This is a genomic window from Marinobacter sp. AC-23, assembly GCF_001858325.1.
Lineage (GTDB): Bacteria > Pseudomonadota > Gammaproteobacteria > Pseudomonadales > Oleiphilaceae > Marinobacter.
Genome location: NZ_MBPP01000001.1, coordinates 503,914 through 526,253, shown reverse-complemented (window position 1 = coordinate 526,253; position 22,340 = coordinate 503,914). Strand labels below are relative to the sequence as shown.

The following is a 22,340-nucleotide window of genomic DNA, read 5'->3' as shown; positions in this document are numbered from 1 at the left end:
AGAACGCTTTGTGAAAGCGCGAGGGTAAAAGTGTGAGGGGAGAGCTCATGAAACCGACTACATCAACCTGGTTTACCAAGTCAGCAGGAACCTGTTTTCTGGTTTTGGTGCTTGCTGTGCTGCAGGGATGTACCGCCATGAGCCGGCCGCGCGCTGAGCCGGATGATCCTTCGTATGCGCCCGTGCGTGCTCAGGCGATGATGCAGCGTGATCCCGAATCGGGGGCCATCTACCAAAGCTCCCGCAATTACAATTTTTACGGCGACACGGTGGCCCTGAATATTGGCGATGTACTCACGGTGACCCTGAAAGAATCAACACGAGCCAGCAAAAATGCTGAAACCAAGATCACCAAGGACAGCGATATCTCCCTGCCAGAGCCCAACATTCTTGGTAAAAACAACATTGGCATTGCAACCGCTATAAAAAACGAGCGGGATTTTCAAGGCCAGGCAGAGGCTGATCAAAGCAACAGCCTGGCAGGCAGTATTACCGTGACCGTAGTAGATGTGCTGCCAAATGGCGTGCTGAAAGTTCGTGGCGAAAAGTGGTTGTCGCTCACCAACGGTGATGAATATGTGCGGCTTACCGGTTTGGTGCGCCCGCAGGATATCGCCCCAGGCAACATAGTGGCTTCCAGCCGCATTGCGGATGCCCGCATTGCGTACGGCGGCACAGGCGATTTTGATCAGGCGAACCAAATGGGCTGGCTGGCCCGGTTTTTCAACAGTGAGTGGTGGCCCCTATGATGTTACGCCGAGGCGTGGTTTTCTCGTTGTTGTTAGCGGTTTTGGCTGCGCCTGTGATGGCAGATCGCCTGAAGGACCTGGCGCGGATTAAAGGCGTTCGTAACAACCAGCTTGTGGGTTATGGCCTGGTCGTTGGTTTGGATGGAACCGGTGATAAAACGCCGTTTACCAATCAGACCTTCCGCAACATGATGAACCAGTTTGGCATTACCTTGCCGCCGGGGGTGAACCCGAAACTGGCCAACGTGGCGGCCGTTACCGTGAGCGCGACGTTACCCCCGTTTGCCAAAACCGGCCAGGAAATAGACATTACTGCGTCCTCCATTGGTAATGCCGACAGCTTGCGGGGCGGAACCCTGCTGATGGCCCCCTCAAAGGCGCCGACGGTAACGTGTATGCGATGGCCCAGGGCAGCTTGGTGGTAGGCGGCTTTGGAGCCCAGGGGCAAGACGGCTCGCGCATTACGGTGAATGTTCCCAGCGTTGGCCGTATCCCAAATGGCGCGACCATTGAGCGGGAAATAGCCTCGCCCTTTAGCCGTGGTGACACGATTACCTTCAACCTGATGCGCCCGGATTTCACAACCGCTCGCCGTGTGGTGGAAGTGGTTAATCAGCACTTGGGGCCAGATATGGCCTATGCCCATGACGCAACGTCGGTTTCTGTGCGTGCACCCCGTGACCCATCCCAGAGAGTGAGCTTTCTCTCTATTCTGGAGAACCTTGAGGTAGACCCAGCTGAAGATGCGGCAAAAGTGGTTATCAACAGCCGTACAGGCACCATTGTTATAGGGCAGAACGTTAAAGTCAGCCCGGCAGCCGTTACCCACGGCAACCTTACGGTAACGATTCAGGAAAACCCTGCGGTTCAGCAGCCTAACCCGTTTGCGGGCGGCACTACCGAAATTGAGCAGGACTCCCAGATTGCCATTACCGAAGACCCAGCCCGTATGTTCAAGTTTGGACCTGCGGTTACGCTGAATGAAATTGTTCAGGCGGTAAACCAGGTGGGCGCAGCCCGGGGGATGTTATGGCGGTACTGGAAGCACTTAAACAGGCTGGCGCTTTGCGTGCCGAGCTTATTGTTATCTAGGTGACATGATGCAGGACTATCAGCTTCAACAGGCCAGAGTGTATACGGATTTCAGTGGGCTGAATGCACTGAAAAACGGTGCCAAAGACGACAAGCAGGGCGCGCTTGAGGAAGTCGCACGCCAGTTTGAAAGTATCTTTGTGTCTGAAATGCTGAAGTCCATGCGCAAAGCGGGGGATGTGTTGGCTGAGGGTAACTACCTGAACACCAACCAGTCGGAGATGTATCGCGACATGTTCGACAGTCAGCTGAGCCTTACCATGGCAGGCGGGCAGGGTACCGGGCTGGCGGAAGCCTTGGTTCGGCAACTGAGCGAAGATATTCCCGGAGCAGATAAGCAGGGCGAATCTCTGGCCTCCCGCAAAACAGAATTGGCGGACTATGACCGCAGCTTACCCCGGCTTTCACCAAGGTTGCCTGAGCGGGTTGAAGAAGTAACCGAGGTTGCTGAAGCTAACTCTTTAGTGCCAAAGGCAGAAGCCAGTGCATTGCCCGAAACGTTTGACTCTCCAGAGCACTTTGTAAGCACGCTTCTGCCGATAGCCGAGAAAATTGCAGCAGATACTGGCATTAACCCAAGGTTGATGGTCGCGCAAGCGGCCCTGGAAACCGGCTGGGGGCGCCACATGATAAAGGGCGATGGTAGCGAGCCTAGCCATAACCTTTTTGGCATCAAGGCCGACAGCCGTTGGCAGGGTGAGGCGGTAACCATAACCACCACAGAATTCCGTGAGGGTGTGCCAATGAAAGAGCGCGCGGATTTTCGTGCTTATCCTGATTATGAGTCCAGCTTTCGGGATTACGTCTCGTTTCTGGAGTCCAATCCCCGATATCAGGATGTACTTGCCAGTGCCGACCAGCCGCATGTATTTGCCAGAAAACTGCAGGAAGCAGGCTACGCGACTGACCCCCAGTACGGTGACAAAATTAATCGAATTATGAACCGTGATTCTCTGATGACACTGTCAATGGGCAATGGAGGCGAGGAGTAACGTTATGGCGGGACTAATCGGTATTGGCCTCAGCGGTATCCTTGGCCAGCAGAGTGCCTGAATACCACGGGCAATAACATCACCAACGCGAATACGCCTGGCTACAGCCGGCAGGAAGTGGTGTTTGAAACCCGGCAGGGTCAGCGTACTGGCGCTGGCACCGTGGGTACCGGGGTAAGTATCTCGGAGATCCGCCGGTTGGCGAACGAGTATCTTGTTCAACAGGTTCGTGAAGACAGTACGTTGGCTGGCGAGCAGCAAGCGTTGAACTCCGAACTTAGCCGGTTGGACAATTTGCTGGGCGGGGAGTCTACCGGGCTGAATACTGCTCTGAATAATTTCTTTGCAAGCCTGCAAAATGCCGCCGAAGATCCAGCCTCTTTGCCTCAACGCCAGCTGGTGCTGAGCGAGGCCAGGCAGGTGGTTAATCGCTTTCAGGCATTGAGCCAGGAATTTATTCAGCAGCGGGAGTCTATAAAGACGCAAATGCAGCAGGGTGCAAAAGATGCCAATACCCTGTTGAAGAATATCGCTGGGCTTAATCTGGCAATCTCTGAATCCCCGGGCCTGGCCCAGGGCAAAATGCCGAACGAATTATTGGATCAGCGGGATGAAGCGCTGCGGCAGCTCTCTGAACTGGTCAACATACGAGTCACGCCAACGGAGGGCAGCCAGGTAAGCGTGTCGCTATCCAATGGCTTGTCGTTGGTTGTTGGTAATAACGCAGCACAGCTTGGCACCCAGGGGAGTGCGGAAGACCCCACTCGCCTGGAGTTTACGCTCACAAGCGGTGGTCGCACGCTCAATATTGATGAGCAAATCACTGGCGGCAAACTTGGCGGGTTGAGGCGTTTTGACAATGAGGCGCTTAAGCCTGCGTTTGATGAGCTGGGGCGGATCGCGATAAGCATTTCTGCCAGTATGAATCGCCAGCATGAAATCGGTATGGATCTTGAGGGTGATCTCGGAGGTCAGTTTTTTAACGACGTGAACGATCTGGCGGCGCAGAGAAGCCGGGTTGTGGCTAACGCTAATAATCAGTTACCAAGAGATGGTCAGCTGGCGATTGAGATTACTGACAGCACCAAACTGCCTGCGGGAAGCTGGACTTTGCAATTCAGTGGCGACGGTCGCAGTTTTGAGCTTGTTGACAAGGCCTCTGGAAAAGTCGTGAATCAGGGCCGGTTGCCCGACCCAGTACAATCTGAAATCTCCATGCCCGGGTTTAACATTCGTGTTGAAGGCGGAACCTTCAATGCTGGCGATAAGTACCTGGTTCAGCCCAGTCGTAACGCTGCGGAGTCCATCGGCTTGCAGGTGAGCCGGGAAGAAGACCTGGCCTTTGCCAGTCCGGTGCGGGCAACCTCTGGTGATCAGAATATTGGGACTGGAGAAATCGATCAGGGCACCATGTTGAATGTGCGTAATCCGTTCACTGGCTCCTTACTGCCCGGTTTTGCAACCAGCGGTGAGATGGCTAACGGGCCATTAACCATTCGTTTTGACCCCGATCCTGGTGACCCTTCTGCGTTAGTATTTACGGTTACCGGGCCTCCGCCGGCCAGCACAGCTGTTGGTACGCCGAACCAGCCTTACGAACCCGGGAAGATTAACACTGTGTTCAGTGGTGACCCGGCCGCAGGTGACGACTATCAAGGTTTTCAGTTCAAGCTAACAGGCCAGCCGGCAGTTGGAGACACCTTTGAGATTGATTACAACAGCAACGGCATTTCAGACAACCGGAACGCGGAACTGCTAGCTTCGCTGGGCACTGCCAACACCATGAATGGTGGAAGCCAGAGTTTCGCTGAAGGCTATGCCGGCGTGGTGGAGGCTGTTGGTGTTAAAACCCGCCAGAGCCAGTTTGATCTGGAGGCGGGCAAAACCCTGCTGGAGCAATCCTCCGCTCAGAGAGAATCAGTTTCAGGGGTAAACCTTGATGAGGAAGCCGGCAAGCTCATTCAGTACCAGGCTGCCTATAACGCCTCTGCCCAAGTGATTTCGGTGGCTCAGGATTTGTTCAACACGCTGTTGCAGACGTTCCGGTAACAGACGAGGTGATGTGACATGATCAGAATTTCATCACAACAAATATTCTCCAGCGGTATCAGCCGGTTACAGGAGCTGAACAGTAATCTGAACAGCACGCAACAGCAGATAGCCTCGGGTAAACGAGTGAACAAGCCTTCAGATGATCCGGTGGCTGCAGCCCGCATTTTAAAGCTGGATCAGGAACTGTCACGGGTGAGCACGTATGAGCGCAACGTAAGCCTTGCAGACAACCGCCTTAGTCAGGAAGAGAATGCGCTGACAAGTGCGGTTGATGTGATTCAGCGTATCCGGGAGCTTACGGTGCAGGCGGGTAACGGGTCGCTATCTCCTAACGATCGCCAGTCGATTTCTTCAGAAATGAAAGAGCGGCTGGGCCAACTGGCCAACATTGGAAACACCCGGGATGCCTCTGGCGAGTATATTTTTAGTGGATTTCAGGGGTCGGTTCAGGCGTTCCAGCAGAATGATGAAGGCAAGTACGTATATCAGGGTGACGAAGGCCAACGGGTTCTGGAAATTGATGATGGTGTGACTGTGCCGATCAGTGACCATGGCAAAGGCATTTTCGTGAATGTGCCAGCGGCTGTCGTTGGCGAGCACGCAGGTCCAACAACCGGGACGTTTATTTCCGGGGTGAAGGTGGCGAGCGAGGCGGCGTTGGCCTCGGCTTTTCCTGGGTCGTTTCCAAATGACATAGTCCTTCAGGTAGATAATAGCGTTCCCCCACAAGTTGTGGCGTTCGACAAAAATGACTCAACCAATACATTTCCGGTTACCCCCTCTGATTATCAGAGCGGTGAACCCTTTGTTGTCGCCGGGATTGAAGCAAGCATTACCGGTGCTGTACCAGGTGCGACGCCTGCGCCAGATAGCTACACATTGAAAATCAATGATAAGCAGTCGGTGTTCGGTTCTATCGAAAACCTTATTTCCGGCCTCGATTCCATTGATAAGAGCACCCCGGAAGGCCGTGCCCAGTATGACGATTTGATCGCGCAGTCTTTGGCTAATCTCGACAATGCCCAAGAGAGTGTTGTCCTTAAGCAGACTGAGCTTGGTGGCCGCATGAACGCGGTAGAAACCACCAAGAACTTTTTGGCCGACTCTTCGGTGTATACAAACGAAATCCGCTCGCAGCTTCAGGATGTGGATTACGCCGAAGCGATCAGCAATCTGAGCTTCCAGAGCTTTGTGCTGCAGGCTGCGCAGCAATCGTTTGCACAGGTTTCCCAGTTGTCATTATTCGACCGGTTGTAAATACAGGGGTTTTTGTAAAAACTAGCGTGCTCTGTGTATTGCTTTCACGATCAAGCTAAGTATAATTCCCCCACTCTTCGTTGGCGGCGTGGTGAAATTGGTAGACACGACGGATTCAAAATCCGTTGCTAGAAATAGCGTGGCGGTTCGAGTCCGCCCGCCGCTACCATATTCAAGTCGCATAGCGCGACGTATTGAACAGCCCGGTCCATGAACGTCTCCGATTTTCATTTTGAACTCCCGGACGAACTCATCGCCCGGTACCCGCTTAGGAGCGCAGCGCTTCCCGCCTACTATGCTTAGATGGCAACGCTGGCGACACCGCACATCGTTTGTTTACTGACCTTCCGAATTTGCTACAGCCCGGCGACTTACTCGTGTTTAACAACACCCGTGTGATTCCAGCGCGCCTGTTTGGTAAAAAGGAAAGCGGTGGTCAGGTTGAAGTGTTGGTAGAGCGAGTAACGGGTGAGCACGATCTTATTGCTCATGTTCGCGCGTCCAAGGCACTAAAAACAGGGCAGAGGGTTATTCTTGAGGACGGCTCTGCGCTGCGCATGACAGGCAGAAATGATGCTCTGTTCCACCTTGAGTGTGAGGCCGGTGAACCAGTATTGAATCTGCTTGAGCGCATCGGGCACATGCCCCTTCCGCCATATGTCGACAGGCCTGATGAATCAACTGATCGTGAGCGCTATCAAACCGTTTACGCGAAGGAGCTTGGCGCCGTTGCAGCGCCAACAGCAGGCTTGCATTTTGATGACTCGGTTCTGCAGGCTCTGAAAGCCCGTGGCGTGGAGAGCACTTTTGTAACGCTGCACGTGGGCGCCGGAACGTTTCAGCCAGTGCGTGTAGACCACATAGATGATCATGTTATGCACAGTGAGATAGTGCACGTGCCCGAAGATGCAGTAGACGCAGTTAACCGTACCCGAGCCAGGGGTGGTCGTGTGGTCGCGGTTGGCACAACGTCTGTGCGATCTCTTGAATCTGCAAGTCGTGGCGGTTGCTTGAAACCTTTCCGTGGTGAAACTGACATTTTTATTCATCCGGGGTACAAGTTTCAGACCGTGGATGCGTTGGTTACCAATTTCCACTTGCCAGAATCCACGCTGATTATGCTGGTTAGCGCGTTTGCGGGTTACGAGAATGTGATGCACGCCTATCGCGATGCAATTACCGAAAAGTACCGTTTTTTTAGTTATGGCGATGCCATGTTCATAACCGGGCAGGAGCTAGCCGGGGTATGCTACTTGGTGCACACGATGAGCCTGTCCCGTCAGGCCGCCCATCATCATTCAATACTGGAGATAAGTCGTGAGCCAGTCCTGCTTTATGTCTTTTGAAAAACTGGGAGAAGACGGCCTTGCCCGGCGTGGCCGGCTTACCTTCCCTCGCGGAACCGTCGAAACTCCTGCGTTTATGCCGGTAGGCACCTATGGAACGGTTAAAGGGATGTTGCCCCGCGATATCCACGAAACCGGCGCTGAGATTATTCTTGGCAACACGTTCCATCTGATGCTACGCCCCGGAACAGAGGTGGTAAAAGCTCACGGTGATCTCCACGATTTTACCCAGTGGAAAGGGCCGATACTGACGGATTCAGGCGGCTTTCAGGTGTTCAGCTTGGGCGAAATGCGAAAAATAACCGAAGAAAAAGTGACGTTTCGCTCCCCGGTAGATGGCTCACCGGTTGAGTTGTCGCCGGAAATTGCGATTCAGGTTCAGCGTGATTTGGGCTCTGATGTCGTTATGATTTTCGATGAGTGCACGCCTTACCCGGCCACAGAAAAGCAGGCGCGGGAATCCATGGAACTGTCGCTACGCTGGGCAAAGCGCAGCAAGGATGCGCATGAGGGCAGCCCATCGGCGCTCTTTGGTATCGTTCAGGGTGGCATGTACGAGTCGCTCCGGGACCGTTCGCTGGAAGGTCTTACGGACATTGGGTTCGACGGTTACGCCATCGGCGGGCTTTCTGTTGGCGAACCGAAAGAAGATATGATTCGCATACTTGATCACCTGCCGCCAAAAATGCCTGATGATAAGCCTCGTTACCTGATGGGGGTAGGGCGGCCTGAAGACTTGGTAGAGGGGGTGCGCCGGGGTGTCGATATGTTCGACTGCGTCATGCCTACGAGAAACGCGCGCAATGGCTATTTGTTCACGTCTACCGGTACCGTGAAAATCCGTAATGCGCGTCATCGTCATGATACGGCACCTTTAGATGACCGATGTGACTGTTATACTTGCGAGAACTTTTCGAGAAGTTATCTGCATCATCTGGATAAGTGTGGAGAAATGCTTGGCGCTCAACTGAATACTATTCACAACCTGAGCTACTACCAGAACCTTATGGCTGGATTGCGCGAGGCCATTGAAGCAGGTACATTGTCGGACTTTATAAATGACTTCTATGCTCTGCGCGGCGAGACAGTGCCTGCCATGGGTAATGAGTAAAACCTTTTGCTTAATCAACGGAGAGTTTTGATGAAATCAGTCAAGTTGTTTTTGGTCGGCCTTTTGGCAATGCTGCCCACCCTGGCCATGGCTCAGGAAGGTGCTGCAGGTGGTATGGGTGTTATGGGCCAGGTAATCTTCTTCGCCGGCTTTATTCTTATTTTTTACTTCTTGATCTGGCGCCCGCAATCCAAGCGTGCAAAAGAACACAAATCGCTGATGTCTGGCCTTAACAAGGGTGACGAAGTTGTTACCTCCGGCGGTATTGTTGGAAAGATCACCAAGGTATCTGATGATTTCATCGTTGTTGAAATTGCTGACAACGTTGAAGTGAAGGTACAAAAAGTAGCTGTTGCCGCCGCACTGCCGAAAGGTACGCTCAAAGACATCTGAGCAAGGACTCTCTGGCCGGCCTGATACCCGCCGGCTTGAACCTTCCTGGCTGAAACACCAAGGCCGGCCTCCGAGCCGGCTACAAGGGATCCCATGCTGAACAAGTACCCGCTTTGGAAAAACCTGGTTATCCTGGTCGCGATCGTGATCGGGTTTATCTACGCTTTGCCCAACCTGTTTCCCGATGACTACGCTGTGCAGATCACCGGTGCCCGTAGCAGTACCGAAGTTGACTCTGCTGTGCTCGAAAGAGCCGTTAAAGCATTGGAGTCGGATGGTATCGAGGTTAAAAGCAGTATGCTTGAGGATCGGGATGCCCTTATCCGTTTAAACAGTTCCGATGATCAGTTGCGTGCTCGCCCTGCGGTTCAGGCCGCTCTCGGGAGAGACTACCTGGTTGCACTGAATATGGCCGCTTCTACGCCGGCCTGGCTGAAAAGCCTGGGCGCCGGGCCAATGAAACTTGGTCTCGATCTGCGTGGTGGCGTTCACTTCCTGTTGGAGGTGGATATGGATACCGCCGTTGGTCAGCGGCTTGAGGCTGTTTCGGGCCAAATCAAGCGCGAGCTTCGCGAGGAGCGCATTCGCTATCGGGGTGGTGATGTTGAAGGCACCCGTGACATTGTTCTGAGCTTTCGGGATGAGGCTTCTCGTAGCGAGGCCTTTGATCTGGTCAAACGCCAGTACAATGAGTTTCTGCTGGATGAGCAAACGAACGGCGGAGAGTTCCAGATTGTTCTTACCTTGTCTGAAGGAGAGGTAAATGCAATTCGGAAGTACGCTCTTGAGCAAAACTTGACCACCATTCGTAACCGGGTGAACGAGCTTGGTGTTGCAGAGCCGTTGGTTCAGCAGCAGGGTGCTAATCGGATTATTGTCGAGCTTCCGGGTGTTCAGGATACGGCTCAGGCTAAGCGGGTTCTTGGCGCTACCGCAAACCTGGAATTCCGTATGGAAGCCCGCCAGGATGCAGTAACAGGCGAAACGGAGCAATTTAGCTTCCGCGATGAACGCCAGCGCAACGCCCGCTTGGAGCGTGAAATTATTGCTACCGGTAATAATGTGGCGAACGCACAGCAGGCCTTCGATGAGAATGGCCAGCCGCAGGTCAGCATTACCATGGATTCCGTAGGTGGCGATTTGATGAACCGCTCCACACGCAACGCCATCGGCCGACGCATGGCGGTTTTGTTCATCGAGTTCCGCACGGAAACCGAAACCAAAATGGTGGACGGTGAGCCGGTAGAGACCGATAAGCGGATTGTTGAGAAGGGCATTATCAGCCTTGCTACCGTTCAGTCTGCTCTAGGTAGCAGCTTCCGTATCACAGGGTTGGATTCTATACCTGAAGCTTCAGAGCTTGCCCTGCTTCTGCGGGCTGGTGCTTTGGCTGCGCCCATGTACTTTGTACAGGAACGTACCATTGGGCCAAGCTTGGGGCAGAAAAACATTGATGCCGGCATGATGTCTGTGGCTCTCGGCTTTATTCTAGTGCTGCTTTATATGTTGGTTTACTACCGTGGTTTCGGGGTTGTGGCGAATATCGCTCTGACCGTCAACCTGATGCTTCTTATTGCTTGCATGTCTATTCTCTCTGCTACGTTAACGCTGCCTGGTATTGCCGGTATCGTGCTGACTGTGGGTATGGCGGTAGATGCTAACGTATTAATATTTGAACGTATTAAGGAAGAAATCAAGGCAGGGGTGTCGCCCCAGCTTTCCATTAACGCAGGCTATTCCCGTGCGTTCGTGTCTATTTTCGATGCCAACATAACCACGCTGCTTGTAGCCATTATTCTTTTCGCAATGGGCTCCGGCCCGGTGAAAGGTTTCGCAGTGACATTGTGCATCGGTATTTTGACCTCAATGTTCTCTGGCTGGTGGTTAGCCGGAGTATCGTCAATATGGTTTATGGCGGCCGCAAGGTCGAGAAACTGTCGATCGGAGGAAAGCTCGCCAATGTCTGATGATCAAAAACAACCGTTTGATTTTATGGGGTTTCGGAAGATTGCTTCCGTAATCTCCATTATTTTGGTAGTTACGTCTATCGCCCTTCTGGGAATTCGTGGTCTTAACTTGGGCATGGACTTTACCGGTGGTACGTCGGTAGAGCTGGAATATGCACAAACACCGCAACTGGATCAGGTACGTTCCACCCTTTCAGAGGCCGGGTACGAGCAGTTTGTCGTGCAAAACTTTGGCGCTGATACGATTGTGCTTGTGCGCCTGTCGGAAGCTGGCAACGACCAGTTGGCCCAGGAAATTGTTGGTGCTTTGACTTCAGGTGGTGACGATCTAAAGCTGGTAGGTTCTGAGTTTGTGGGGTCGCAAGTTGGTAGCGAGCTTAAAGAGGATAGCGGCCTTGCGCTTCTAATCGCGCTTGCGGTGGTACTCATCTATGTGGGTATGCGGTTCCAGTTCAAGTTCGGTATTGCCTCGGTAGTGCCTTTGGCCCACGACGTTATTATCGTTCTCGGCATTTTTGCACTTTTCCAATGGACGTTTGATCTTACGGTTCTTGCAGCTCTGCTGGCGATTATCGGCTACTCGCTGAATGACACCATTGTTGTGGCAGATCGCATTCGCGAGAACTTCCGTAAAATACGGGTGGGTGAATCTTGGGATATTATCAATGAGTCTATTCATCAGACCATTGCTCGTACCATAAATACCTCAGGCACCACGTTGGTGGTTCTGCTAGCCCTGTATTTCTTGGGAGGCGAAGCCATCAACAAGTTCGCTTTGGCGTTGATTATCGGTGTGGTGGTGGGTACCTACTCATCCATCTATGTATCCGCTAATCTGCTGATGGCGATGGGCGTTTCCCGTGACGATCTTATGGTTCCCGCCAAAGAAGGTGCTGCCGGTTCTGAAGAAGAGGAAGAGGAGCCACCGGAATGGCTCAACCGTATGTAGTTCTGATCCGGGGTTAACCCCGGGCATAAAAAAACCGCCACTTTTCAGTTGGCGGTTTTTTTATGCCCGAATATTTGCTTTAGCCAGGTATGCGACCACGGAACGGATGCAGGATCTTCAGAACTTCCCGGAACAGTTTGGGGTTCGCAACCACCAGTTGACGGGCTTTGTCTGTTGACGGGTTGCCTGAAAAGTCGGCGGTAAGTGCACCGGACTCCATCGCTAAGGTTACACCGAAATCCAGGTCCGCTGCTTCTGGACGGAATATAACTGCTGCATCCAAAAGGCCTGCCGATACCCGCGCAATATCAAGAACAACGCAGCCTGATGTACGGAACATGGAGGAATTCTGGGCCAGAACTGCGGCCATCTCGCCCCAAAGAAGCGGGTTGTCGCCTTTGCGCGCCTGGTCCAGCAAGTTGGTTGCGAACGCAGCTTTTTCAGCGTGCTTGATGTCAGACGCTCTTATTCTGCGGCTGTTTAGTGCGGCGCCACGACCGCGGCTAGCCGAGTATTCTTCACCGGTAACCGGATTAACCAGAAGAAGGTTTTCCGTGCGGTTGTTCTTCTTCTGAGCCAAAGCCAAGGCGAACTCGGGAATGCCTCGGAGGAAATTCTCGCGACCCATGACCGGAAAAATATGCCAGCTTCTTTCGCTGGTTCCGGCGTCTGCTTCGTTCAGCGGCGCGATGGTGTGATCTTTGTAAGCTTTTTCGAGTTGCTCGGCAAAGTTGTCATAAATGGACTGCTCGACCCGGTCCAACTGGAGGCGACGTTCTTCGTCATCCTTTCCGGTAGGCTCCTGGCGCTCGAAGTGGGCTTTCAGGTAATCCGACCCCTGACGCGCGACGCGCAGGGCCATTTTGATAGCTGGTTGCATCTGAGTGTTCATTATCCGGGTGTGTTAAGGCCGGGCATGATAGCAAAGATCCCCCCTCTTGTATGCTTTTTGACTCAGTGAAAGCACGGACGGCAAGATATCAGCAGTTATTCGGGGGCGCAGAAAGCGGCCGCTTTCTGGTATCATTGCCGCCCTTAAATTTTAACTTTGGGCTTGCCACCAATGCACAAACCATCTCCGCCCCTGGAAGGGCCGGACGCGTTTCAGGATCAGATCCGAATTGTCCTTGTTGAGACGTCGCACTCAGGCAATATCGGGGCTGTGGCTCGGGCCATGAAAAACATGCAGCTCGCAAATCTATGGCTGGTTAATCCGAAATCTTTTCCGGATGAAGCATCTTACGCCCGTGCAGCCGGCGCCTCCGATATACTCGATCGCGCCAAGGTTGTATCGACGCTGGATGAAGCGCTGGAAGATTGTGTGATGGTGTTGGGTACCAGTGCCCGGGGCCGGAAGATACCTTGGCCAGTAGTGCCGCCGCCTGAAGCCGCAGTCATTGCCGCAGAAAATAGCCAAGCCGGGCCGGTGGCGCTGGTTTTCGGGCGAGAAAATCACGGTCTGAGTAATGATGAGCTGCATCGTTGCCATTACCATATCCATATCCCGTCGAACCCCGATTACAGTTCGTTGAACTTGTCTATGGCGGTTCAGATTATGTGCTACGAGTTGCGAATGCTTTATCTGCGCAACCTTGAAACGGGGGAGGGTAGCCACTACTTAAAGCCGATGACGGCGCCAGGTGATGATGGTTGGGATGTACCTGCCGCCAAGGTAGGGGATGTTGAGGGCTTTTATAGTCACCTTGAGCAAACATTGCATGATGTTGATTTTCATCGCAGGGACAACCCAAGGCAGTTGATGTCTCGATTGCGCCGGCTGTTTCAGCGGGCAAAGCTTGATCAGATGGAAATAAATATTCTTCGAGGCGTTTTAAGTGCCGTGCAGAAGGCTGCAGGTGCGTCGGGAAATAACAAATCAACCCAGGCGGGTAACCCGCCCGCCGGACAGGACGATGGCCATGTTTAGGCATTTGCGTGAAGACATTAAAAGCGTTTTTCATCGGGATCCGGCTGCCCGAAATACCTTTGAAGTTTTGACGAATTATCCTGGGCTTCACGCTCTGTTAATTCATCGGTTTTCCCATTGGTTGTGGAATGCCGGGTTTAAGTGGCTAGCTCGTACCATCTCCACGTTGACTCGGTGGCTTACAGGTATAGAAATACACCCGGGAGCCACGATAGGTCGGCGGTTTTTTATTGACCATGGCATGGGTGTGGTTATTGGCGAAACAGCTGTTATTGGCGACGACGTTACCTTGTACCAGGGTGTCACCCTTGGCGGCACCAGTTGGAATAAAGGCAAACGCCACCCTACTATTGGCGATGGCGTGGTTGTGGGTGCCGGCGCAAAAATACTGGGGCCTTTTGAAGTGGGTGAAGGTGCCAAAATCGGCTCGAATTCCGTGGTTACCAAGGCCGTTCCCGCTGGCGCTACGGTTGTGGGTATCCCAGGCAGAATCATTGTGAGGCAGAAATCGGAAGACGATGCCCGTCGCAAGGTTATGGAGGAGCGCATGGGCTTCGATGCCTACGGTGTAACCGAGGAGATGCCTGACCCGGTGGCTCGTTCTGTACGCGCACTGCTTGACCACATGCATGCGGTGGATGAGCGCCTTGAGAATATGTGTCAGGCGCTTCGGAAGGTTAACAGCGAATACCAGAACGGTGATTTGCCGGTTCTGGATGAAGATGACTTTGACTGCGTGCGTGATGAAAGCGAGGATCGCGGCTGAATACTTGACTGAATTACTTGGTCAATTCATACTCGACTTCTCATACTGAGATTCAATCCCATCACGGGCTGATGCCATGAAGTTGACTACCAAAGGCCGCTACGCTGTTACGGCCATGCTGGATCTTGCTCTCCATGGGGGGCAGGGGCCCGTAACTCTTGCGGATATTTCAGCCCGTCAGGAGATATCGCTTTCCTATCTGGAGCAGCTTTTCTCACGTCTTCGTCGTCGTGACCTGGTCGCTAGCATTCGCGGGCCTGGTGGTGGTTACCATCTGAGCCGGGGTGCAGCCGATATCTACATTGCGGATGTTGTTGATGCGGTGAATGAGTCTCTCGATACGACCCGATGTGGAAATAAAGGTGATTGCCAAAATGGTGAAAAATGCCTGACCCATCATCTATGGTCCGATCTGAGTGATCAGATTCATCAGTTCCTCAGCGGGATTAGTCTTGGGGATCTGATGCTAAGACATGAAATCCGCCAAGTTGCGGACCGACAGAACCGCCGTCAGTCTGAAGGCGATTCCGACACGATTAATACCGAGCGTCTGACTATCGATCAGGCGCCCGCCTGAATCAAGCTCCTGTATTCTATGAAAAAGCCTGTATACCTCGATTACGCGGCAACAACACCCGTTGACCCCGCTGTCGCTGATGAGATGATCAAGTACCTGACTCCGGATGGCTTTTTTGGCAATCCGGCCTCACGGTCGCACGGGTTCGGTTGGCAAGCGGAAGCTGCAGTCGAATCAGCTCGGAGCCAGGTCGCAAGATTGATTCACGCCGATCCCCGCGAAATTGTCTGGACGTCTGGTGCAACCGAATCCGATAACCTGGCTATTAAGGGTGCGGTGGCCGGTCGTGACAACGCACACCTCATAACCTCCACAATTGAGCACAAAGCGGTTGTTGATACGTGCAAGTGGCTAGAGGCGCAAGGTGCTGAAGTGACTTGGCTAAAGCCTGGTCGCGATGGTCGCATACAGCCAGAGCAGGTATTTGAAGCGCTAAAACCAGAAACCGTTCTTGTCAGCCTGATGCTGGTAAATAATGAATTAGGCAGTGTCACCGATACGGCCGCTATAGGCGCAGAGCTTCGGAGCCGTGGCGTGCTATTTCATGTAGACGCTGCTCAGGCCGCTGGTAAGCTACCCATAGATGTGACTGCCATGCCTGTGGATCTGTTGTCTCTTTCCGGCCATAAAGTATACGGCCCCAAGGGTGTGGGCGCGCTTTATGTCCGGCGTTCGCCAGATGTGCGTATAAATGCTCAGATTCATGGTGGTGGTCATGAGCGGGGTATGCGTTCAGGAACCTTGCCAACCCACCAAATTGCGGGAATGGGTAAAGCGTTCGCGATCGCCGAATCTTCTCTTGAGAGTGAGATCGGGCACCTGGAAGGCTTGCGTGCGTCTTTCCTGAAAGGCTTGAGTGGGCTGTCTGGGGTAACCCTCAACGGTTCGGAGATGTTTCGTGTTCCGGGAATTATCAACCTTTCATTTGAAGGTGTGGATGCGGAATCTATGATGCTGGGTCTTAGGGATCTGGCAGTCTCCTCCGGCTCCGCTTGCGCTTCTGCTGCGGTAGAGTCGTCTTATGTGCTCCGTGGTATCGGGTTAAGCGATGAAGTGGCACATCGCGCATTGCGTTTTTCAATAGGGCGCTACACAACTGCGGATGAAATCATCTTTGCCAGCGCGCAAATTGTTGATGTGGTTACCCGCCTTCGTGCAGTGCGGTAGGCAGTGGGCCTTCGACTGCGTATAATCTCAGGCCTGAAATTTACCCGTACCCTATTAACCTAAACCCTACTGGAGAAATACCATGGCTAATGAACGTACGTTTTCCATTATCAAGCCCGATGCTGTTGCAAAGAATGTCATCGGTGAAATTTACAGCCGTTTCGAGAAGGCTGGCTTGAACATCGTCGCTTCACGCATGATGCATCTTACTCAGGAGCAGGCGGAAGGCTTTTACGCTGAGCACAAAGAGCGTCCGTTCTTTAACGACCTGGTTGCGTTCATGACGTCCGGGCCCGTTGTCGTTCAGGTTCTGGAAGGCGAAGGCGCCATCCTGAAGAATCGTGACCTGATGGGTGCTACTAACCCGAAGGAAGCTGAAGCTGGAACAATCCGCGCTGATTTCGCTACATCAATCGATGCCAACGCGGCACACGGTTCTGATTCTGCAGAGTCTGCAGAGCGTGAAATCGCCTATTTTTTCAATGACAACGAAATCTGCCCACGCGGTTGATTTTGTTGGTCGGGGGCTGCCGCCGGCAGCCCCCGCATTGGTTATTTGATCGAGGTTATAAAATGACAGCGGCCGCTGAAAAAACCAACCTTCTGGGGATGCCGAGAGATAAGCTTGAGGCGTACTTTGAAACCTTGGGAGAAAAGCGCTTTCGCGCCACTCAGTTGCTGCAGTGGATGCATCAGCGTGGTGTGGATGACTTCGATCAAATGACTAATGTGAGTAAACCCCTGCGGGAAAAGCTCAAGCAAGTGGCCGTGATTCATGGCCCGGAAGTTGTCTATGACGAAACGTCAAAAGACGGCACCCGTAAGTGGGTCATGCGCATGGATAACGGCAACAGTGTAGAGACTGTGCTAATCCCAGATGGCGAACGGGGTACGTTGTGTGTCTCCTCGCAAATCGGTTGCACCCTTGACTGTACCTTCTGCTCAACGGGCAAGCGTGGCTTTAACCGTAACCTGACTGCAGCAGAGATTATCGGGCAGGTATGGGTTGCGCGAAAGGCGTTTATGCCATTTGAGCCAGGCCCTGAACGGCCAATCACCAACGTTGTTATGATGGGGATGGGAGAGCCTCTGATGAACTTTGACAACGTTGTGGATGCGATGAATCTGATGATGGAAGACCTCGCATATGGCATCTCCAAGCGTCGAGTTACGCTGAGTACCTCCGGTGTTGTTCCGGCTATTGATAAGCTAGCCGAAGTTACCGATGTTTCACTGGCCATTTCGCTGCATGCCCCCAATGATGAGTTGAGGAACAAGCTGGTTCCGCTCAATAAGAAGTATCCGATTGCGGAACTTCTGGCGGCAACGAAACGCTATTTCAGCCGTTTGCCCGAAAAGCGCAAAGCGACGATTGAGTACACGGTTATTGAGGGGATGAACGATAAACCAGAGCACGCTCACGAGCTTGCTGAGCTGCTTCGGGATCTTCCATGTAAGATCAACCTTATCCCCTTTAATCCGTTCCCCGAAAGTGATTTTCGTCGGCCTAGCACCAACGCTACCCGGCGTTTTCAAGCTGTGCTGAACGAAGCCGGTTATGTCGCGACAATCAGAACGCCCCGTGGCGATGATATTGATGCTGCTTGTGGCCAGCTCGTTGGCCAGGTAGAGGATCGCACCCGCAGAAGTCAGCGATACATTAATGTTCAGCAAGTGAATCCTTGAGCGGGCGCTTGCTGTTTTTTTTAACCTGCGAGGAATGCAATCTGTGGCTATGAAATCGGTAAATGGATATTTTGCTGCGGTAGCAACCTTGCTGGTCGCTCTCTTTATTTCCGGGTGTGTTACCACAACGGATAGCCGCTTCACCCGCGAAGCCGATGAGCAGAAAGCTATCGACAACTACGTTCAGCTTGCCACCGCTTATATCGGCCAAGGCAATACCGAACGGGCCCGGCACCACTTGGATCGCGCTCTTGAACTTGATCCAGATAGCCCGCAGGCGCTTGCCGCGTTCGGGCTCATCTACAATAGCGACGGTGATGCGGAACTTGCAGAAGAAAGTTTCAAACAAGCTGTGTCCAACGACCCCAGTTACACCCGTGGCAGAGTGTATTACGGTGCATTTCTTTATTCCCAAGGACGCCTGAAAGAATCCCGTGACCAGTTTCTGGCCGCATCCAAGGATACCAATTACAAAGATCGTGGTTCTGTTTTCTACAATCTTGGTATGACACAGGAGCGTCTTGGTCTTAAGGCAGAAGCTGCTGTCTCCTATCGTCGCGCAACTGAGTTGACTCGCGGCGATGCTCGTTCGTTACTTTCACTTTCCCGGGTTATGGTGGAATCTGGCGATATTGCTGGCGCTGCGCGCCATTATGATCGGCTGATACAAATCATGCAGAGAAGCGAACGCCTGCAACACTCCCCTGAGAGTCTGCTAACAGGCATTAGAATCGCGCGGCACTTTGGGGATGGAAACCAGGAAGCTAGCCTGGTGTTGCAGTTAAAGAATAATTTCCCGGAGTCAGTAGAGTACCAACAATACAAGGCGCTGATTTCTAATGACAAGTGATGACACTCAACAAACCGTAGCGAACAAGCCCGTTGGCCAGCAGTTGAAGCAGGCAAGAGAGAAACTTGGGCTGAGTGTTTCTCAGATTGCTGATGCGCAGCATTTGAGAAACGGTATTATCCAGTCCATTGAAAACGGAGAATACGACCAGATTGACAGCGAGCTGTTCCTTAAAGGTTACGCTCGGGCCTATGCGAAGCAGGTTGGTCTTGATGGAGACGCAATTATTGCGGAACTGAACCTGGAGCTTGAACCCGCTCGTTTGCAAAAGGAACGCGAGCTGGAGGCAAACCCGTTGGTGGACCTTGAGCGTCGCAGGCGCAAAAAGCGCAGGATTGCCAAGTTGTTTTTGTTAGTTGCCGTGGCTGTGATTGTTGGTGCGTTGGTTGTTATGTTTGTTTTGCCGAAGCTTGGTAATGGAGAGGCCGTGGCGGATCGCTCAGCAGCGGTTGAATCCGAACAGCAGGTTGATGCCAATGAGTCAGTGGACGAATCGGGCATGCAGATAGCGACGGGTGATGGTGGTTTTAACAATGAGCCAGACAATGTCGGCGCGGTGTCTTCAGATGAGCATGCTGCTTCCGCTCCACCTGAAGAATTAGTAGACGATCAGATACCGGTTGTTGCTCAAACCACCGAGCCCGCTCTGGCTCAGCCGCCGGTAAGTGAAGCGCTCAGCCCTGTAGCGGGCAAGCTGGAAATAGTGTTTACCGGTGATTGCTGGGTACAGGTTCGTGATGCCAGCGGAAATCGCCTGACAAGCACTATGAAAAGAGCTGGAGAGCGGCTCGAAGTATCAGGTAAAGCGCCTTTGAATGTGGTTATCGGCGCGGTAAACACCGTCAAAACAATTCGCTTTCAGGGCGAGACTGTGGACATTAGCGATTTTCCGGCGGTGAATAATCGCTCTGAGTTCACGCTGACAATCTGAACACTTTTTGCATTTATCTATTTCGGTCATAAGCAAATGAAACAGGAATCCCCGATCAAGAGACGCAAATCCCGCCAGATCATGGTAGGGACGTACCCGTTGGTGGCGATGCGCCAATCGCGGTGCAGAGCATGACAAACACTAACACCTGCGATGTAGACGCAACGGTGGGTCAGATCACTGCGCTGCAGGATGCGGGTGCCGATATAGTAAGAGTGTCAGTACCTTCAATGGAGGCAGCGGATGCTTTCGGCAAGATACGCGAGCGGGTGTCCCTTCCCTTGGTAGCCGATATCCATTTTGACCATAAAATAGCACTACGGGTAGCTGAACTGGGAGTGGATTGCCTGCGGATTAATCCAGGCAATATTGGCCGCGAAGACCGGGTGAGTGCGGTGATCAGTGCGTGCCGTGATCGTGGCATTCCTATGCGTATCGGCGTAAATGCCGGCTCGTTGGAAAAAGATCTTCAGCGCAAATACGGTGAGCCTACACACGAAGCATTGGTTGAGTCTGCGATGCGTCATATCGACATTCTGGACCGGCACGATTTTCAGGAATTCAAAGTCAGCCTGAAAGCCTCAGAGGTTTTCATGACTGTGGCCGCGTATCGCCAAATTGCGACCCAGATTGATCAACCCCTGCACCTTGGTATCACCGAAGCCGGTGGCCTGCGATCAGGCACGGTTAAGTCATCCATTGGCCTTGGTATGTTGTTGATGGACGGCATTGGCGACACAATCCGGGTTTCTTTGGCAGCGGATCCGGTCCAGGAAATCAAAGTAGGTTTCGATATTCTAAAAAGTCTGCGGCTGCGAAGCCGTGGTATTAATTTTATTGCCTGCCCTAGCTGCTCACGCCAGAATTTTGATGTGATTCAGACCATGAACGACCTCGAAGTTCGGCTTGAAGATGTAAAAGAAGCTCTGGACGTCGCTATTATCGGCTGCATTGTGAATGGTCCAGGTGAAGCCAAAGTGGCGGATATTGGGCTGACCGGTGGAAGCCCTAAAAACCTGTTTTACAGGGCGGGTAAGCCGAACCAAAAACTTGATAATGCCAATCTTACTGATGATCTTGAGCGGCTTGTCCGGGAAGAGATCGCACGCCGTAAAGAGCAGGAAGCTGCCATTATTGTGCGTTCAGGCAAGTGATCGGTTAACTCCTCGGTCCGGCATGATTATCCAGAAAGAACTAAGGGTTTACATTGGCTAAGATTCAGGCAATACGCGGGATGAACGATATTCTGCCAGAACAGACACCAATCTGGCAGTTCGTCGAATCCACTGCGCGCAAAGTGCTGCGGCAATACGGTTATCAGGAAATTCGCATGCCAGTGGTGGAACAGACTGACCTGTTCAAGCGCTCCATTGGTGAAGTGACTGACATCGTAGAAAAAGAAATGTACACCTTTGCAGATCGCAACGGTGACAGCCTTACCCTGCGGCCAGAAGGCACGGCTGGGTGTGTTCGTGCGGCAGAAGAGCACGGCTTACTGTTTAATCAGACTCGCAGACTTTGGTACACCGGGCCTATGTTCCGGCATGAGCGTCCGCAAAAAGGGCGTTATCGTCAGTTTCATCAGATTGGCGTGGAATGCTTTGGTATGCCAGGCCCGGATATTGATGCGGAACTGCTGATTCTTACGGCCAGGCTTTGGCAGGAGCTAGGGTTGGGCACGCATGCGCGCCTGGAAATCAACTCCATCGGCTCATCAACCGCGCGCAAAGAGTTTCGCGGCGCCTTGGTGGAGTATCTGGCCCAGTACAAGACGCAGCTTGATGCAGACAGCCTGCGCCGCCTTGATACCAACCCGCTTCGTATTCTGGACAGCAAAGACCCGGGCACGCGTAAGTTACTCATCGACGCGCCCCGCCTGGAAAACTATCTGGATGAAGAATCACGTGAGCATTTTGGCCGGCTTAAAGAGTTGCTGGATGCGGCAGGTATTGCTTACACCGTTAACCCGGCTCTTGTTCGAGGGCTCGACTACTACGGCAAAACTGTGTTCGAGTGGGTGACTGACAGCCTTGGCGCCCAGGGAACAATTTGTGCTGGTGGCCGCTACGACGGCTTGGTAGAGCAGCTTGGCGGTAAGCCGACCACTGCTGTTGGTTTTGCTATGGGGCTGGAACGCCTCATTCTGTTATTGGACACCCTTGGCTTGGTGCCGGAAGAGGCCAATGGCAATGCAGATATTTATGTGACGGCCATGGGTGATGCCGCAGTCGCGCCCGCAATGGCGCTTGCAGAAACGTTGCGCACCGAACTCCCGAGCCGAGTGGTTGTAAGCCATTGTGGTGGCGGCAGCTTTAAAAGCCAGATGAAAAAAGCAGATAGAAGTGGTGCCCTATACGCTGTAATTTTGGGCGACAATGAGTTAGAGAATGCAACGGCGGTCGTTAAACCGCTGCGTTCGGACGAAGATCAAAGCAGCGTGGCGCAGAGTGATTTGGCAGCGACGCTTACGAAAGCCCTGGCGAGCTGATTCGTACGAATACAAAATTAAAAAACCATTACTGGAGTCA

16 protein-coding genes, 1 tRNA gene and 5 pseudogenes are annotated in these 22,340 nt (G+C 52.8%); 21 read left to right on the top strand and 1 reads right to left on the bottom strand.

Annotated features, from left to right (window positions below):
- Positions 1-47 precede the first annotated feature (47 nt).
- From flgH to secF, 11 genes and pseudogenes are all read left to right on the top strand, one after another.
- Entirely contained in the window at positions 48-749 is a 702-nt protein-coding gene (flgH, locus tag BCA33_RS02425; RefSeq protein WP_071263198.1) for a flagellar basal body L-ring protein FlgH, read from the top strand.
- Positions 749-1,841 (top strand): annotated as a pseudogene (locus tag BCA33_RS02420) (flagellar basal body P-ring protein FlgI). The gene flgH and the pseudogene BCA33_RS02420 overlap by 1 nt, the downstream one beginning before the upstream one ends.
- A gap of 8 nt (positions 1,842-1,849) precedes the next feature.
- Entirely contained in the window at positions 1,850-2,833 is a 984-nt protein-coding gene (flgJ, locus tag BCA33_RS02415; protein ID WP_071263197.1) for a flagellar assembly peptidoglycan hydrolase FlgJ, read from the top strand.
- 4 nt (positions 2,834-2,837) lie between these two features.
- Positions 2,838-4,882, top strand: a pseudogene (flgK, locus tag BCA33_RS02410) (flagellar hook-associated protein FlgK).
- Positions 4,883-4,900: 18 nt separating this feature from the next.
- Complete coding sequence (flgL, locus tag BCA33_RS02405; protein ID WP_071263196.1) at positions 4,901-6,142, top strand: flagellar hook-associated protein FlgL; 1,242 nt, start codon at positions 4,901-4,903, stop codon at positions 6,140-6,142.
- An 82-nt stretch (positions 6,143-6,224) separates the two neighbouring features.
- Positions 6,225-6,311 (top strand) — tRNA-Leu (locus tag BCA33_RS02400).
- A gap of 41 nt (positions 6,312-6,352) precedes the next feature.
- Positions 6,353-7,488 (top strand): annotated as a pseudogene (gene queA / locus BCA33_RS02395) (tRNA preQ1(34) S-adenosylmethionine ribosyltransferase-isomerase QueA).
- Complete coding sequence (gene tgt / locus BCA33_RS02390) at positions 7,478-8,599, top strand: tRNA guanosine(34) transglycosylase Tgt (RefSeq protein ID WP_071263273.1); 1,122 nt, start codon at positions 7,478-7,480, stop codon at positions 8,597-8,599. The pseudogene queA and the gene tgt overlap by 11 nt, the downstream one beginning before the upstream one ends.
- 30 nt (positions 8,600-8,629) lie before the next feature.
- Entirely contained in the window at positions 8,630-8,992 is a 363-nt protein-coding gene (gene yajC / locus BCA33_RS02385) for a preprotein translocase subunit YajC (protein WP_071263195.1), read from the top strand.
- A gap of 93 nt (positions 8,993-9,085) precedes the next feature.
- Positions 9,086-10,959: pseudogene (gene secD / locus BCA33_RS02380) on the top strand (protein translocase subunit SecD).
- Positions 10,952-11,908 carry a protein translocase subunit SecF gene (gene secF, locus BCA33_RS02375; RefSeq protein ID WP_071263194.1) on the top strand — a complete coding sequence of 319 codons (957 nt, stop codon included), beginning with the start codon at positions 10,952-10,954 and terminating at the stop codon, positions 11,906-11,908. Before secD ends, secF begins: the two are co-directional and overlap by 8 nt.
- Positions 11,909-11,987: 79 nt before the next feature.
- Here the strand turns inward: secF and BCA33_RS02370 are convergent, their stop codons facing one another.
- Positions 11,988-12,788 carry an inositol monophosphatase family protein gene (locus BCA33_RS02370; RefSeq protein ID WP_071263193.1) on the bottom strand — a complete coding sequence of 267 codons (801 nt, stop codon included), beginning with the start codon at positions 12,786-12,788 and terminating at the stop codon, positions 11,988-11,990.
- Between the two features lie 183 nt (positions 12,789-12,971).
- On the opposite strand from BCA33_RS02370, the gene trmJ reads away from it, so the two are divergent.
- The 10 genes and pseudogenes from trmJ (at position 12,972) to hisS (ending at position 22,300) form a co-directional block, all read left to right on the top strand.
- Positions 12,972-13,835, top strand: coding sequence for a tRNA (cytosine(32)/uridine(32)-2'-O)-methyltransferase TrmJ (gene trmJ, locus BCA33_RS02365; protein ID WP_071263192.1), 864 nt, complete (start codon positions 12,972-12,974; stop codon positions 13,833-13,835).
- Positions 13,828-14,601: a serine O-acetyltransferase gene (cysE, locus tag BCA33_RS02360; RefSeq protein WP_071263271.1), complete on the top strand. Its 774-nt coding sequence runs from the start codon at positions 13,828-13,830 to the stop codon at positions 14,599-14,601. Before trmJ ends, cysE begins: the two co-directional genes overlap by 8 nt.
- A gap of 76 nt (positions 14,602-14,677) precedes the next feature.
- A complete protein-coding gene (gene iscR / locus BCA33_RS02355; protein WP_071263191.1) occupies positions 14,678-15,178 on the top strand; it encodes a Fe-S cluster assembly transcriptional regulator IscR in 501 nt (166 codons plus the stop codon).
- A gap of 18 nt (positions 15,179-15,196) precedes the next feature.
- Positions 15,197-16,345 (top strand): IscS subfamily cysteine desulfurase, encoded by a 1,149-nt coding sequence (locus BCA33_RS02350; RefSeq protein WP_071263190.1) that lies wholly within the window; start codon positions 15,197-15,199, stop codon positions 16,343-16,345.
- 82 nt (positions 16,346-16,427) lie between these two features.
- On the top strand, positions 16,428-16,856 hold the full coding sequence (ndk, locus tag BCA33_RS02345; RefSeq protein WP_071263189.1) for a nucleoside-diphosphate kinase: 429 nt from the start codon (positions 16,428-16,430) through the stop codon (positions 16,854-16,856).
- A gap of 62 nt (positions 16,857-16,918) precedes the next feature.
- Complete coding sequence (gene rlmN, locus BCA33_RS02340) at positions 16,919-18,031, top strand: 23S rRNA (adenine(2503)-C(2))-methyltransferase RlmN (RefSeq protein WP_071263188.1); 1,113 nt, start codon at positions 16,919-16,921, stop codon at positions 18,029-18,031.
- Between the two features lie 49 nt (positions 18,032-18,080).
- Complete coding sequence (gene pilW / locus BCA33_RS02335) at positions 18,081-18,881, top strand: type IV pilus biogenesis/stability protein PilW (RefSeq protein WP_071263187.1); 801 nt, start codon at positions 18,081-18,083, stop codon at positions 18,879-18,881.
- Positions 18,871-19,812, top strand: coding sequence for a RodZ domain-containing protein (locus tag BCA33_RS02330; RefSeq protein WP_071263186.1), 942 nt, complete (start codon positions 18,871-18,873; stop codon positions 19,810-19,812). Before pilW ends, BCA33_RS02330 begins: the two co-directional genes overlap by 11 nt.
- A gap of 36 nt (positions 19,813-19,848) precedes the next feature.
- Positions 19,849-20,966: pseudogene (ispG, locus tag BCA33_RS02325) on the top strand (flavodoxin-dependent (E)-4-hydroxy-3-methylbut-2-enyl-diphosphate synthase).
- 53 nt (positions 20,967-21,019) lie between these two features.
- Positions 21,020-22,300, top strand: a complete 1,281-nt coding sequence (gene hisS, locus BCA33_RS02320) for a histidine--tRNA ligase (RefSeq protein WP_083394603.1) — start codon at positions 21,020-21,022, stop codon at positions 22,298-22,300.
- The last annotated feature ends 40 nt before the right edge of the window (positions 22,301-22,340 follow it).

Excerpts from the sequence above, each read along its gene's own strand:
- flgH (WP_071263198.1), top strand. The coding sequence starts at position 48 with ATGAAACCGACTACATCAACCTGGTTTACCAAGTCAGCAGGAACCTGT.
- flgJ (WP_071263197.1), top strand. The coding sequence starts at position 1,850 with ATGCAGGACTATCAGCTTCAACAGGCCAGAGTGTATACGGATTTCAGT.
- flgL (WP_071263196.1), top strand. The coding sequence starts at position 4,901 with ATGATCAGAATTTCATCACAACAAATATTCTCCAGCGGTATCAGCCGG.
- tgt (WP_071263273.1), top strand. The coding sequence starts at position 7,478 with ATGTCTTTTGAAAAACTGGGAGAAGACGGCCTTGCCCGGCGTGGCCGG.
- yajC (WP_071263195.1), top strand. The coding sequence starts at position 8,630 with ATGAAATCAGTCAAGTTGTTTTTGGTCGGCCTTTTGGCAATGCTGCCC.
- secF (WP_071263194.1), top strand. The coding sequence starts at position 10,952 with ATGTCTGATGATCAAAAACAACCGTTTGATTTTATGGGGTTTCGGAAG.
- BCA33_RS02370 (WP_071263193.1), bottom strand. The coding sequence starts at position 12,788 with ATGCAACCAGCTATCAAAATGGCCCTGCGCGTCGCGCGTCAGGGGTCG.
- trmJ (WP_071263192.1), top strand. The coding sequence starts at position 12,972 with ATGCACAAACCATCTCCGCCCCTGGAAGGGCCGGACGCGTTTCAGGAT.
- cysE (WP_071263271.1), top strand. The coding sequence starts at position 13,828 with ATGTTTAGGCATTTGCGTGAAGACATTAAAAGCGTTTTTCATCGGGAT.
- iscR (WP_071263191.1), top strand. The coding sequence starts at position 14,678 with ATGAAGTTGACTACCAAAGGCCGCTACGCTGTTACGGCCATGCTGGAT.
- BCA33_RS02350 (WP_071263190.1), top strand. The coding sequence starts at position 15,197 with ATGAAAAAGCCTGTATACCTCGATTACGCGGCAACAACACCCGTTGAC.
- ndk (WP_071263189.1), top strand. The coding sequence starts at position 16,428 with ATGGCTAATGAACGTACGTTTTCCATTATCAAGCCCGATGCTGTTGCA.
- rlmN (WP_071263188.1), top strand. The coding sequence starts at position 16,919 with ATGACAGCGGCCGCTGAAAAAACCAACCTTCTGGGGATGCCGAGAGAT.
- pilW (WP_071263187.1), top strand. The coding sequence starts at position 18,081 with ATGAAATCGGTAAATGGATATTTTGCTGCGGTAGCAACCTTGCTGGTC.
- BCA33_RS02330 (WP_071263186.1), top strand. The coding sequence starts at position 18,871 with ATGACAAGTGATGACACTCAACAAACCGTAGCGAACAAGCCCGTTGGC.